This window comes from Nocardioides sp. AN3, assembly GCF_054653495.1.
Genome location: NZ_BAAIGC010000015.1, coordinates 94,653 through 107,108 on the forward strand (window position 1 = coordinate 94,653; position 12,456 = coordinate 107,108).

13 protein-coding genes are annotated in these 12,456 nt (G+C 71.1%); all 13 read right to left on the minus strand.

Annotated elements, in window-relative coordinates:
- Positions 1-88: 88 nt before the first annotated feature.
- Positions 89-2,647, minus strand: coding sequence for an ATP-dependent Clp protease ATP-binding subunit (locus ACYQ1K_RS17090; RefSeq protein WP_459984321.1), 2,559 nt, complete (start codon positions 2,645-2,647; stop codon positions 89-91).
- 198 nt (positions 2,648-2,845) lie between these two features.
- Positions 2,846-3,196, minus strand: coding sequence for a histone-like nucleoid-structuring protein Lsr2 (locus ACYQ1K_RS17095; RefSeq protein ID WP_459984322.1), 351 nt, complete (start codon positions 3,194-3,196; stop codon positions 2,846-2,848).
- 87 nt (positions 3,197-3,283) lie between these two features.
- The gene (locus ACYQ1K_RS17100) at positions 3,284-4,057 is read right to left on the minus strand and encodes a type III pantothenate kinase (RefSeq protein ID WP_459984323.1); all 774 of its coding nucleotides are present in this window, start codon (positions 4,055-4,057) and stop codon (positions 3,284-3,286) included.
- A gap of 2 nt (positions 4,058-4,059) precedes the next feature.
- A complete protein-coding gene (nadC, locus tag ACYQ1K_RS17105; RefSeq protein WP_459984324.1) occupies positions 4,060-4,995 on the minus strand; it encodes a carboxylating nicotinate-nucleotide diphosphorylase in 936 nt (311 codons plus the stop codon).
- Entirely contained in the window at positions 4,992-6,737 is a 1,746-nt protein-coding gene (locus ACYQ1K_RS17110) for an L-aspartate oxidase (RefSeq protein ID WP_459984325.1), read from the minus strand. The genes nadC and ACYQ1K_RS17110 overlap by 4 nt, the downstream gene beginning before the upstream one ends.
- A 134-nt stretch (positions 6,738-6,871) precedes the next feature.
- Positions 6,872-7,291, minus strand: coding sequence for an aspartate 1-decarboxylase (gene panD / locus ACYQ1K_RS17115; RefSeq protein ID WP_459984326.1), 420 nt, complete (start codon positions 7,289-7,291; stop codon positions 6,872-6,874).
- A gap of 11 nt (positions 7,292-7,302) precedes the next feature.
- Positions 7,303-8,169 (minus strand): pantoate--beta-alanine ligase, encoded by an 867-nt coding sequence (gene panC / locus ACYQ1K_RS17120; RefSeq protein ID WP_459984327.1) that lies wholly within the window; start codon positions 8,167-8,169, stop codon positions 7,303-7,305.
- Positions 8,166-9,149, minus strand: coding sequence for a Rossmann-like and DUF2520 domain-containing protein (locus ACYQ1K_RS17125; RefSeq protein ID WP_459984328.1), 984 nt, complete (start codon positions 9,147-9,149; stop codon positions 8,166-8,168). The genes panC and ACYQ1K_RS17125 overlap by 4 nt, the downstream gene beginning before the upstream one ends.
- A 314-nt stretch (positions 9,150-9,463) precedes the next feature.
- The gene (locus ACYQ1K_RS17130; protein ID WP_459984329.1) at positions 9,464-10,063 is read right to left on the minus strand and encodes a hypothetical protein; all 600 of its coding nucleotides are present in this window, start codon (positions 10,061-10,063) and stop codon (positions 9,464-9,466) included.
- A 95-nt stretch (positions 10,064-10,158) separates the two neighbouring features.
- Complete coding sequence (locus ACYQ1K_RS17135) at positions 10,159-10,665, minus strand: DUF3180 domain-containing protein (protein ID WP_459984330.1); 507 nt, start codon at positions 10,663-10,665, stop codon at positions 10,159-10,161.
- Between the two features lie 3 nt (positions 10,666-10,668).
- The gene (gene folK / locus ACYQ1K_RS17140) at positions 10,669-11,238 is read right to left on the minus strand and encodes a 2-amino-4-hydroxy-6-hydroxymethyldihydropteridine diphosphokinase (protein ID WP_459984331.1); all 570 of its coding nucleotides are present in this window, start codon (positions 11,236-11,238) and stop codon (positions 10,669-10,671) included.
- Positions 11,231-11,620 carry a dihydroneopterin aldolase gene (folB, locus tag ACYQ1K_RS17145; RefSeq protein ID WP_459984332.1) on the minus strand — a complete coding sequence of 130 codons (390 nt, stop codon included), beginning with the start codon at positions 11,618-11,620 and terminating at the stop codon, positions 11,231-11,233. The genes folK and folB overlap by 8 nt, the downstream gene beginning before the upstream one ends.
- Positions 11,617-12,432, minus strand: coding sequence for a dihydropteroate synthase (gene folP / locus ACYQ1K_RS17150; protein WP_459984333.1), 816 nt, complete (start codon positions 12,430-12,432; stop codon positions 11,617-11,619). The genes folB and folP overlap by 4 nt, the downstream gene beginning before the upstream one ends.
- Positions 12,433-12,456 lie beyond the last annotated feature (24 nt).

Below are 12,456 nucleotides of genomic sequence, written 5' to 3' on the forward strand. Positions count from 1 at the left end.
CCCGAACTACCCCGGCAGAGCGACCGGCCCCCGCCCGGACATGACGATGCCCCGGACCCAGCAGGGGGTCCGGGGCATCGTCATCAGGTCACTCCTCGGTGGCCGGGGGGTTCTCCAGGTCCTCGAGGTCGGAGAGGTCACCGATGGCGGCAGCCTCGAGCGGGGGGATGTCGGGCAGCGCCGCCACCTTCTGGCCCTTGAAGGTGAAGGCCGCGGACGGCCCCTCGCCCTCGACGTCCACGAGCACGATCTGGCCGGGGCCGACCTCGCCGTAGAGCATCTTCTCGGCCAGCACGTCCTCGAGCTCGCGCTGGACCGTCCGCCGCAGCGGACGCGCACCGAGCACCGGGTCGAAGCCGCGCACCGCGAGCAGCTCCTTCGCGGCAGTCGTCAGCTCCAGGCTCATGTCGCGGTCCTTCAGGCGGACCTCGACGGCGGCGATCATGTTGTCGACCATCGAGATGATCTGCTCCTGCGACAGCGGCGGGAACACGATGATCTCGTCGACACGGTTGAGGAACTCGGGTCGGAAGTGCTGCTTGAGCTCGTCCGACACCTTGGCCTTCATCCGCTCGTACGACCCCGCCGCGTCGCCGGCCTGCTGGAAGCCCAGGTGGACCGACTTGGCGATGTCGCGCGTGCCGAGGTTGGTCGTCATGATGATGACGGTGTTCTTGAAGTCCACCACCCGACCCTGGGAGTCGGTCAGGCGACCTTCCTCCAGGATCTGCAGCAGGCTGTTGAAGATGTCCGGGTGGGCCTTCTCGACCTCGTCGAAGAGGACCACCGAGAACGGCTTGCGGCGGACCTTCTCCGTCAGCTGGCCGCCCTCTTCGTAGCCGACGTATCCCGGCGGCGAGCCGAAGAGGCGCGAGACGGTGTGCTTCTCGCCGAACTCCGACATGTCGAGCTGGATGAGCGCGTCCTCGTCACCGAAGAGGAACTCGGCCAGCGTCTTCGACAGCCACGTCTTGCCGACGCCCGAGGGGCCCGCGAAGATGAACGACCCACCGGGACGCTTGGGGTCCTTCAGGCCCGCACGCGTACGCCGGATCGCACGGCTGAGCGCCTTGACCGCCTCGTCCTGACCGATGACGCGCTTGTGCAGCTCGTCCTCCATCTTGAGCAGTCGGGTCGACTCCTCCTCGGAGAGCTTGACGATCGGGATGCCGGTCGCGACGGCGAGCACCTCGGCGATGAGCTCCTCGTCCACCTCGGCGACCTCGTCCATGTCGCCGGCACGCCAGGCCTTCTCACGCTCGGCCTTCTTGAGGATGAGCTGCTTCTCCTCGTCGCGCAGACGCGCGGCCGCCTCGAAGTCCTGGCCGTCGATCGCGGCCTCCTTGCGGACGCGGACGTCGGCGATCTTCTCGTCGTACTCCCGCAGGTCGGCGGGCGCCGTCATCCGGCGGATCCGCAGCCGCGAGCCCGCCTCGTCGATGAGGTCGATCGCCTTGTCGGGCAGGAAGCGGTCGGAGATGTAGCGGTCGGCGAGCGTCGCCGCCGAGACCAGGGCCTCGTCGGTGATGGTGACGCGGTGGTGCGCCTCGTAGCGGTCGCGGATGCCCTTGAGCATCTCGATCGTGTCGGCGATCGACGGCTCGGGCACCTGGATCGGCTGGAAGCGGCGCTCGAGCGCGGCGTCCTTCTCGAGGTACTTGCGGTATTCGTCGAGCGTCGTCGCACCGATGGTCTGCAGCTCGCCGCGGGCCAGCATCGGCTTCAGGATCGAGGCCGCGTCGATGGCGCCCTCGGCGGCACCCGCACCCACCAGGGTGTGGATCTCGTCGATGAAGAGCACGATGTCGCCACGGGTGCGGATCTCCTTGAGCACCTTCTTGAGGCGCTCCTCGAAGTCACCGCGGTAGCGGCTGCCGGCCACCAGCGCGCCGAGGTCGAGGGTGTAGATCTGCTTGTCCTTCAGCGTCTCGGGCACGTTGCCCTTGACGATGTCCTGCGCCAGGCCCTCGACGATCGAGGTCTTGCCGACGCCCGGCTCGCCGATGAGGACCGGGTTGTTCTTGGTGCGCCGCGAGAGCACCTGCATCACGCGCTCGATCTGTTGAGCACGTCCGATGATCGGGTCGAGCTTGCCCTCGCGCGCGTCCTGGGTCAGGTTGCGCCCGAACTGGTCGAGCACCAGGGACGACGACGGCGCGTCGCCGGACGTGCCGGTCGAGGCCGCGGCAGACTGCGAGGACTCCTTGCCCTGGAACCCGGAGAGCAGCTGGATGACCTGCTGGCGGACCCGGTTGAGGTCGGCGCCGAGCTTCTGCAGCACCTGGGCGGCGACGCCCTCGCCCTCGCGGATGAGGCCGAGCAGGATGTGCTCGGTGCCGATGTAGGAGTGACCGAGCTGCAGCGCCTCGCGCAGGGACAGCTCGAGCACCTTCTTGGCACGCGGCGTGAAGGGGATGTGGCCGGACGGCGCCTGCTGGCCCTGGCCGATGATCTCCTCGACCTGGGCGCGCACCGCCTCCAGGGAGATGTCGAGGCTCTCCAGCGCCTTCGCGGCGACGCCCTCACCCTCGTGGATGAGACCGAGCAGGATGTGCTCGGTGCCGATGTAGTTGTGGGAGAGCATGCGGGCCTCTTCCTGGGCCAGCACGACCACCCGACGGGCTCGGTCCGTGAACCGCTCGAACATGCGCATCGCTCCTCAAGCTTGCGGGGTGGACCGGTGACCCGGATCATTCGGCGATCCGTGTCGCAGGTCTCGTGGAGAAGTAACCCCGCGGACAGCCTACGCGTTCCGGCCAGCACACCTTCCCTCGTGCGCTGACAGCGAACACGCCCCGCGGCCGAGGACCGCGGGGCGTGCTCGGGGGTGGGTCAGTGGTCGACCTCAGTGGGCGGACTCGTACGCCGAGCGCACCTCGCCCGGGATCCGGCCCCGATCGGGGACGTCGTGGCCGTTCTGGCGAGCCCACTCACGGATCTCCTTGGCGCTCGCGGTCGAGCCGGATCCTGCGCTGGCGCCGTTCGCGCTCGCGGCGGCCCGACGCGGGCTCCGACGGCCCCCGCTCACCTTGCGGCCGTGTCCCACGTAGACGGCCAGCGCCTCGCGCAGCTGGGCGGCGTGGTCGTCGTTGAGGTCGATCTCGTACGTCGCACCATCGAGGGCGAACGACACCGTCTCGGTCGCCTCCGAGCCGTCGAGGTCGTCCTCGAGAACGATGTGGACCTTTTGCGCCATCGTGATTCCTTTGCCGTCGCCCGAATGGAAAAGCGCCTCCACTATGGCATACGGCACCAACGACGTGGAATCACGAAAAGTCCGCCGCTAGGAATTGCGGCGGTAAACCAATTCCAGTCCTTGCAGCGTGAGCCAGGGAGCGTGATCGGTGAAGCACCGGCATTCGTCCGCCACGAGCGAGGCGAGATATCCGGTCGCAATCACGTCGACGTCGGCTTCCGGCACACCCAGAGCCTCGATCATGCGGCCGACGATCCCCTCGACCTGGGCGGCGACGCCGAAGAGCATCCCCGACTGGAGCGCCTCCACCGTGTTCTTGGCGATGACGGAGCGCGGCCTCGCGAACTCGACCTTGCGCAGCTGCGCCCCGCGGCGTCCGAGCGCCTCGAGGGAGATCTCGATTCCGGGAGCGATCGAGCCGCCGACATACGCGCCTGCGGAATTGACGACGTCGAATGTGGTGGCGGTGCCACCGAAGTCGACGACGATGCACGGACCGCCATATCGGGTGGCGGCCGCAAGTGCATTGCAGATCCGGTCCGTCCCGACTTCTCGGGGATTGTCCATGAGGATGGGCACGCCGCTGCGCACGCCCGGCTCGACCACGATATGGCGAAGCCCGGAGAAATGCCGGACGAGCATGTCGCGCCATTCGTGCAGAACCGCCGGCACCGTCGCGCAGACCGCAATTCCCTCGATCTCGTCGAGCCGCTTCCCCACCAGCCCGCGGAGCAGGACCGCCCACTCGTCCGAGGTGTTGCGCTCGTCGGTCGCCACGCGCCAGTCCGCCGCGACCTCGCCGTCGTCGAGGAGCCCGAGGATGGTGTGGCTGTTGCCGATGTCGACCGCGAGGAGGGACATCGTCAGGCGTCCGTCGTGGACTCGAGGTCGAAGCCGATGTCGAAGACGCGGACCGAGTGGGTGAGCGCCCCCACGGAGATGAAGTCCACCCCCGTCTCCGCGACCTCGCGGGCGCGCTCGACCGTCAGGCCGCCGGAGGCCTCCAAGGTGGCCCGTCCCGCGGAGATCTGGACCGCCTCGCGCATCTGCTCGCTGGACATGTTGTCGAGCAGGATCCGGTCGCAGCCGACCGCCAGGAGGGCGCGCAGCTCGTCGAGCGTCGTCACCTCCACCTCGACGGGCAGGCCCGGGTAGGTCGCGCGCACCGCCTGGAACGCCGGCACCACGCCGCCCGCGGCGATGACGTGGTTGTCCTTGACGAGAGCGAGCTCGGAGAGGGTGGAGCGGTGGTTGACGCCGCCGCCGCAGCGGACGGCGTACTTCTGGAGGTTGCGGAACGTCGGCAGCGTCTTGCGGGTGTCGAGGATCCGCGCCCGGGTGCCGGCGACCGCGTCGACCCACGCGGCGGTCGCGGTGGCGACCCCGGAGAGGTGGGAGGCGTAGTTCAAGGCCGTCCGCTCGGCGGTGAGCAGACCGCGGGTCGGGCCTGCCACCCGCATGACGACGTCGCCCGGCTGCACGCGGGTGCCGTCGGGGACGCGGTCGGTGATCTCCACGTCGCGGCCCATCACGTAGCAGAAGACCAACGCTGCGACGCCCAGTCCCGAGACGACGCCGGGCTCGCGGACGGCGAAGTCGCCCCGGGCGCGAGCGGCGATCGGGATCGTGGCGACCGAGGTGACGTCCTCGGCCGGCATCTCGCCCGGCCGCGGCTCGGGCAGGTCCTCGTCGACGGCGGTCTCGACGGCGTCGTACAGCTCCCCGACGTCGATGCCGGCCGCCGAGAGCTCGGCGCGCAGCTCGGCGGGCAGCTTGTCGAGCTCGGTGCGGACGATCATCGCGGGACAGCTCCTTCAGGTGTGACGAGATCGACGCGGTAGCCGGGGGCCGACGGGTCGGTGGCGGGCGCCGGCGTGAACGCGACCGACGTCGCCCCCTCGACCATCTCGGCGTCGCAGTGGCCCGCCCAGTGGGCGTCGTCCCGATCGGGGAAGTCCTCGCGCCAGTGCGAGCCCCGCGTCTCCTGGCGCAGGAGCGCCGACTCGGCGAGGGCGAGCGAGATCGTGAGCACGTTGGTCGCCTCCCAAGCGGCCGGGTCGATCTCCTCCGTCTTCTGCGCCGCGATCGCCCCGAGCCGCTCGACCGCCTCCGACAGCCCCGCGGCACTGCGCAGCACGCCCGCGCGTGCGCTCATGATCTCCTGGATCTGCCTCAGCGCCGAGCCGGGCACGAGACCCGCCGCTCCGCCGTGACGCGACGGCTCGCTCAGGGGCCGCAGCTCGCCGGGAAGCACCTCGGCGATCCGCCGCGAGAACACCAGGCCCTCGAGCAGCGAGTTGGAGGCGAGCCGGTTGGCGCCGTGGACGCCGGAGCACGCGACCTCTCCGGTGGCGTAGAGACCCGGCACCGAGGAGCGGCCCCAGAGGTCGGTGTGCACGCCGCCGGAGGCGTAGTGGCACGCGGGCGCGACCGGGATGAGCTCGGTGACCGGGTCGACGCCGTGGGCGCGGCACGAGGCGAGGATGTTGGGGAAGCGCCGCTCCCAGAATCTCGATACGGCGGCTCGTTCCTCGCCGCCTACTCGATCCCCGAGGCCTTCATCCAAGCCGAGGTGCCGGGCGTCGAGCCACATGTTCGGGCGTCCGGTCTCGAGCATCCGCTTCATGATCGCCTTGGAGACGATGTCACGCGGCGCCAGGTCGGCCAGCTCGTGGACGTCGGGCATGAAGCGGTCGCCGTCGTCGTCGACTAGGAACGCGCCCTCGCCCCGGACCGCCTCGGAGATGAGGGGCTGCTGACCGCGGGAGCCGGGGCCCAAGTACATCACCGTCGGGTGGAACTGGACGAACTCGAGGTCGCGCAGCCGCGCGCCCGCCCGGAGGGCGATCGCCATGCCGTCCGCGGTGCTGACCGCCGGGTTGGTGGTCTGGGAGAACACCTGCCCGAGCCCTCCGCTGGCCAGCACGACCGCGCGCGCTCGGACCAGTCCCACCCCGTCGGCGTCGCCCTCCCCCATCACGTGGATGGTGAGCCCGGCGACGGCCCCGTCTTCCGCCGTCACCAGGTCGACGACCATGGCGTGCTCGAAGACCCGGATCTCCGGGGCGCGCCTGACCGCCTCGATGAGCGCCCGCTGGATCTCGGCGCCGGTGGCGTCGCCGTTCGCGTGGGCGATCCGGTCGCGACGGTGACCGCCCTCGCGGGTCAGGGAGAGGTTGCCCTCGGGGTCCTTGTCGAAGTTGGCGCCCCAGTCGATGAGCTCGCGCACGGCGTCGGGGCCCTCGGTCACCAGGACCCGGACCGCCTCCACGTCGCAGGCACCCGCGCCGGCGACGAGGGTGTCGACCTCATGCTGCTCGGGGGTGTCCTCGGGACCGAGCGCAGCCGCGATCCCGCCCTGCGCCCACTGCGTGGAGCCGGCTGCCAGCACGTCCTTGGACACGACCGCGATCCGCTCGACCTGACCCCGCAGCCGAAGGGCCGCCGTCAGCCCCGCGATGCCCGAGCCGACGACGATGACGTCGGCCCACTCGGTCCATCCCGGGTCACGGGAGGCGAGCAGGCCGGGGAGCGACGTCATGGAGGGAGGCTAGCGCTGCGGGTGCCGTGCCTGTTCGTCGAGGTATGTAGGCGAGTCATCAGTTCCCGCGCGGAATTCCACGTGGGAAGTGACCATTCGCCTGCATACCTCGACGAACAGGCACTGGCGGCGCGTCACCGGCTGGCGACCAGGTCCCCGCGCTCGAGGCCGTGCCCGGCGGGTACGTCGGCGGGGTCGCTGCCGAGCGTGACGACCCGGTTGTCCGCGTCGACGAAGACCACGTGCGGCTCGAGCGCCTTCGCCTCCTCGGTGGTCAGCTGGGCGTACGCGATGAGGATGACGATGTCACCGGGGTGCACGAGGTGCGCGGCGGCGCCGTTGATGCCGATCACCCCGGAGCCGCGCACACCGGCGATGGTGTAGGTCTCGAGGCGGGCCCCGTTCGTCACGTCGACGATGTGCACGAGCTCGCCCGGGAGGATGTCGGAGGCGTCGAGCAAGTCCTCGTCGACGGTCACGCTGCCGACGTAGTGCAGGTCGGCCTGGGTGACGGTGGCGCGGTGGATCTTGGACTTCATCATGGTGCGCAGCATCGCGAGCTTCCTTAGAACGTCAGGGGCATGTTGTCGATGAGCCGGGTGGTGCCGACCTTGGCGGCGACGAGGATGCGCCCCTCGGTGCCGGGCTCGGGATCGTCGGGCAGCTCGCCCAGGTCCGCCGCGCGCACGGCGAGGTAGTCGAGCTCGATCGATGGCTCGGCCTCGAGCACGCTCATGGCGGCCCAGCGGGCCTGCGGCACTCCGAACGACGCCCGCTCCTGCGCCGTCCTCAGCGCCCTGCTGAGCGTCGTGGCGGCCGCCCGGTCCGAGGCGGACAGGTAGCGGTTGCGGCTGGAGAGGGCGAGGCCGTCCGGCTCGCGTTGGGTCTCGCCGCCGACGATCTCGATGCCGAGGCACAGGTCCTCGGCCATCCGGGTGATGAGGGCGAGCTGCTGGTAGTCCTTCTGCCCGAAGACCGCGACGTCCGGGCGCACGAGGCCGAACAGCTTCGCGACCACCGTGAGCACGCCGCGGAAGTGGCCAGGGCGGCTGGCGCCCTCGAGGATGTCGGCCAGGCCACCGGGGGCCACGGTCGTCATGTCGGCGCCCGCGCCGCCGGGATACATCTCCTCCACGCTCGGCGCGAAGACGACGTCCACACCCTCCCGCTCACACACCTTCAGGTCCAGCTCCAGCGTGCGCGGATAGCGGTCGAGGTCCTCGCCCTCACCGAACTGGAGCGGGTTGACGAACACGCTCAGCACGACCGGCCCATCGCCGACCCGCTCGCGGGCCACCCGCATCAGGCTGGCGTGGCCCTCGTGCAGGGCGCCCATCGTCGGGACCAGTCCGACGCGCCGGCCGGACTCGCGATGTCCGGCAAGGATCGACGCGAGCTCCGCACGGCTGCTCGCCAGGATCGGGGCGCTCACCGGTCCGCCGACAGGGGGAGACGCTGGGCGAGACCCTGGTGGGGACGCTGGGGCCCGCGGGTCCGGACGGGCATGCGGGCGGAGCGCTCCGCGGCGTCGAGCAGGCCGGCGATCTTGCGAGCCCGGATCGGCAGGAGCCGGCCGTCGGCCTCGGCACGCTGGAGGGTGGCGCGGGCCATCGCGACGTACGACCGCAGCGTCTGCGGCGCGTTGGCCGTGAGGTCCTCGAGGTGCGCCGCCACCGTGCCGGCGTCACCGCGCACGATCGGGCCGGTGAGAGCCGCGTCGCCGTGCGTCAGTGCGTTGTCGAGGGCGGCGGTCAGCAGCGGACGCAGCGTCCCGGCCGGGTCGCTGGCACCGGCCGCGGCGAGCATCTCCATCGCCTCGGTCACGAGCGTGACGAGGTGGTTGGAGCCGTGCGCCAGACCCGCGTGGTAGAGCGTGCGCATCTCCTCGGGCACCCACATCGGGCTCCCCCCGAGCTCGGCGACCAGGAGCTCGGCGAACGCGCGGTCGGACGTCTCCGCTGTCAGCCCGAAGACGCAGCCCGCGAGGCGGTCGAGGTCGACGCCCGTGCCGGTGAAGGTCATCGCCGGGTGGAGCGCGATGGTGTGAGCGCCCACCTCGTGCGCCGGCGCCAGGACGGAGAGGCCATGGCGACCGGAGGTGTGGACGACGTACTGCCCCTCGCGGATCGCGCCCGCGCCCACCAGCGAGACGACCACGTTGGCGAGCATGTCGTCGGGCACGGTGAGCAGCAGGATCTCCGCGGCGCGTGCGACAGCGGTCGGCTTCGCCACCGGGACGCCCGGGAGCAGGTCGGCGATGCGCTCGCGGGAGGCGTCGGACTCGCCGGCGGCCGCCGCGATCTCGTGGCCGGCGCGGCGGAGCGCCGCTGCCAGGACGGCGCCGACGCGGCCGGCGCCGATCACCCCCACGCTGGCCGGAGTGGCGACCCCGTGATGACGCGAAGAAGTCATTGCTTTCAGCCTTTCGTTCCAGTCCCTCCGACCACCTCTCGAGGACTCCGCCTGAGAGGCCGGTGTGGGTACCGGACGTGTTCTGAACAGTGCAACGACGACGTTACGCGGACGCTTCCACGGTGGAAATGCGAGGGGGTTGTGACCTCGGCTACACCCGGCGAACAGACGCAGATGGCCGCCTCGATCGGCGCGAGCGGGCGCAGATGACCAGCCGAATGCCGACGAGCGGTCGCAGATGATCACGCATGGTGGTCATCTGCGACCGCTCGGCGGGTCCAGGGCGAGCATCTGAGTCTGCTCGGCGGGGATGGTCAGGCGGTGCGGGTGCTGCTCCAGCCCTGAGCGGTCTGGGCGGCGGTCAGCTCGGCGCGGACGGTGTCGAGCTCGGTCTCGAGCTCGTGGACGCGGACGATCGCCTCGGCCGCGCGCTGCTCGGCCTGCTCGAGACGGACGGCGAGCGCCTGACCGTCGCGCTCGGCCTGGTCGGCCCGGCGGGCCTCCTCCGTCCGAGCACGGACGGCGTCCGCGGCACGCTGGTGGGCGGCGGCGAGGGCGGCCTCGAGGTCGGCGATCGTCTCGGTGCGCCGGCTGATCTCAGAGGTCATGTAGGCGTCGTGACGAGCCTGGTCGGCGACGCGGGCGTCGGTGATGGCGCGGTAGCCCTGCGCCTGCTGGGCACGGTCGCGTGCGGCCTCGACCCGCGCGGCCAGCAGCTCGGAGTGGGTGATCTTCGTGGCAGCGGCACCCAGGGCGACCGCGAGGACGGCGGCGAGGCTGACGACCAGCCACGAGCCGCTGACGACCGCGCCGACGACGGCGAGCGCGGCCAGCGCAACCAGGACCACGGCGACCGTCACGCGCGTGCTGCGCTGACGACGCCGTGTGACGGATGTTGCCGATGGGGAAGCCATGCTGGTCACGGTAGGCCATCCTTCCCGCTGCACCCGCCAACCGAGCGGCGAAACGCCGCGCGGGTCTCGATCGGCACCACGCGAGGCCGCCGGGATCAGGGTCGGTCGTCGTCCGGGCGTACGCGGCAGGCGCGCTCCAGCATGAGCCCGCCGAGGCAGATGAGCGCGCCCGCGATCGCCGCCACCAGCGAGCGGACCACCCGCTGCTGGGCGAGCTCGGCGTCGATCCCGAGCCAGCTGACGGCGTACCCGAGGTAGCTCCCCGCCACCAGCGCACCCACGAGCGCGCAGGACCGGGCGAGCACGAGACGGTTCACGGCCTGGTGCGAGAGGAGGCGCTCACGGCGGATCTGGACGGCGCGGTAGGTCACCCAGGCGGTCCAGCCCATGATCGCGGCGACGAGGAGCAGCGTCAGCGGCTGGACCCAGGTGACGACCGGCGCCGTGCCGCGCAGCCTCTCGGCCACGGGGTGGAGCACCCAGCCGAAGACCAGCCCGCCCACGGCCCAGGCCGTGATCGAGCCGGGACCGGTGGGCCGCAGGTGACCTGTCTCCGGCGGCTGAGGAGTCTCCGGGGGTTCCGGAAGCTGGTCCCGGCTCACCGGCTAGGAGAGGTCGAGGACGAGGTCGTCGCGCCGTACGACGCCCTTCTCCCCCGCCTTCTCCAAGAGGTCCGCCACAGCGCCGAACCCGGGGATCTCCGCGTCGGGCTCGAGATCGTGCCACGGCCGGAGGACGAAGCCCCGCTCGGCCGCGCGCGGGTGCGGGAGCTGCAGCTCGTCGGTGTCGCTGACCTTGTCCCCGACGACGATGAGGTCGATGTCGAGGGTGCGCGGGGAGTTCCGCACCTCGGCACGCTGACGGTCGAAGGCGTCCTCGATGGCCAGCGCCCGATCCAGGAGGCGCTGCGCCGAGAGCGTGGTGTCGGCGAGCACGACGGCGTTGAGGAACAGGCCGGCGTCGCCGGGGCTGTCGACCGGATCGGTCTCGTAGACCGCGGACACGCCGGTCACCCACACGTCAGGGGTGTCCGCGAGCGCGTCGAGAGCGCCCTGCAGCGCCGAGAGCCGCTCGCCCAGGTTCGACCCCAGCGAGAGCACCGCGCGCCGGATCGGACGCATCTCTCCCGTGAGCGTGTCGGCGTCGATGATGTTCGGGTTCGGCGTCTCAGTCACGGGCGGGGCCTCCGTTGGCTCGGGTGATCGTCAACGCGACGTCCGAGTACGTCGCGTCGATGGGCGCGTTCGGCTTGTGAACCGTGACGCGAACCCATTCAACACGGCTGTCCAAGGTGCAGACGTCCGCGATGCGCTGGGCAAGCGTCTCGATCAGGTCGACCGGATCACGCTCGACGGCGGCCTTCACCGCCGCGACGAGACTCCCGTAGTCGACCGTGTCTTGCAAGTCGTCCGACGCTGCCGCGGGGGCCGTGTCGAGGCCGAGGACGAGGTCGATGACGAACACCTGCCCCTCGCGCCGCTCGAAGTCGAAGACCCCATGGTGGGCGAAGCACTCCAGGCCGGTGATGGCGAGCTCATCGATCGTCGGACGGGTCACGGACCCATTCTCTCGACCACCGCCAGCGCGTCGCGAGTGGCCCTCACGTCGTGGGCGCGCAGCCCCCAGACGCCGTGGGCGGCGAGCAGCGCGACGAGGGCCGTGTGGGCGTGCTCGCGGTCGGCGACCGGCCGTGGCTGACCGTCGGTGCCGGGCAGCAGCCTGCCCAGGAACGCCTTGCGGCTCGCGCCGATCAGCACGGGCAGCCCGAGCTCCTTGATCGCGTCGAGGCCGCGCAGGAGCTCCCAGTTCTGGTCGGCCGTCTTCGCGAAGCCCAGCCCTGGGTCGAGCACCAGCTTCTCGATCCCCGCGGCCCGGGCCGCGTCCACCCGTTGCTGCAGCTCGGCACGCACGGCGGCGACGACACCTCCGGGGGCGTCGTACGACGTCAGCGTCTGCATGACGTCGGAATGGCCGCGCCAGTGCATGCACAAATAGGTCGCGCCCGCGTCCGCCGTCACCGACAGGATCCGGGAATCGGCCAGCCCGCCGGAGACGTCGTTCACGATCGACGCGCCCGCCTCCACGGCCGCCTCGGCGACCTCCGAGCGCATGGTGTCCACCGAGACCACCGCTCCGGCCGCCGCCAGCTCGGAGATGACGGGCACGACGCGGGCGAGCTCCTCCTCCACCAGCGGTCGGGTCGCGCCGGGACGCGTCGACTCGCCTCCGATGTCGAGGATGTCGGCGCCGTCGGCCAGCAGCTCCCGCCCGTGCGCGACCGCGTCATCGGTCGCGAGGAACCGCCCGCCGTCGGAGAAGGAGTCAGGCGTGACGTTGACGATCCCCATCACGAGGGGGCGCTGGGGCATGGGCGCGAGACTATCCGCGGGAGC

Excerpts from the sequence above, each read along its gene's own strand:
- ACYQ1K_RS17090 (WP_459984321.1), bottom strand. The coding sequence starts at position 2,647 with ATGTTCGAGCGGTTCACGGACCGAGCCCGTCGGGTGGTCGTGCTGGCC.
- ACYQ1K_RS17095 (WP_459984322.1), bottom strand. The coding sequence starts at position 3,196 with ATGGCGCAAAAGGTCCACATCGTTCTCGAGGACGACCTCGACGGCTCG.
- ACYQ1K_RS17100 (WP_459984323.1), bottom strand. The coding sequence starts at position 4,057 with ATGTCCCTCCTCGCGGTCGACATCGGCAACAGCCACACCATCCTCGGG.
- nadC (WP_459984324.1), bottom strand. The coding sequence starts at position 4,995 with ATGATCGTCCGCACCGAGCTCGACAAGCTGCCCGCCGAGCTGCGCGCC.
- ACYQ1K_RS17110 (WP_459984325.1), bottom strand. The coding sequence starts at position 6,737 with ATGACGTCGCTCCCCGGCCTGCTCGCCTCCCGTGACCCGGGATGGACC.
- panD (WP_459984326.1), bottom strand. The coding sequence starts at position 7,291 with ATGCTGCGCACCATGATGAAGTCCAAGATCCACCGCGCCACCGTCACC.
- ACYQ1K_RS17125 (WP_459984328.1), bottom strand. The coding sequence starts at position 9,149 with ATGACTTCTTCGCGTCATCACGGGGTCGCCACTCCGGCCAGCGTGGGG.
- ACYQ1K_RS17130 (WP_459984329.1), bottom strand. The coding sequence starts at position 10,063 with ATGGCTTCCCCATCGGCAACATCCGTCACACGGCGTCGTCAGCGCAGC.
- folP (WP_459984333.1), bottom strand. The coding sequence starts at position 12,432 with ATGCCCCAGCGCCCCCTCGTGATGGGGATCGTCAACGTCACGCCTGAC.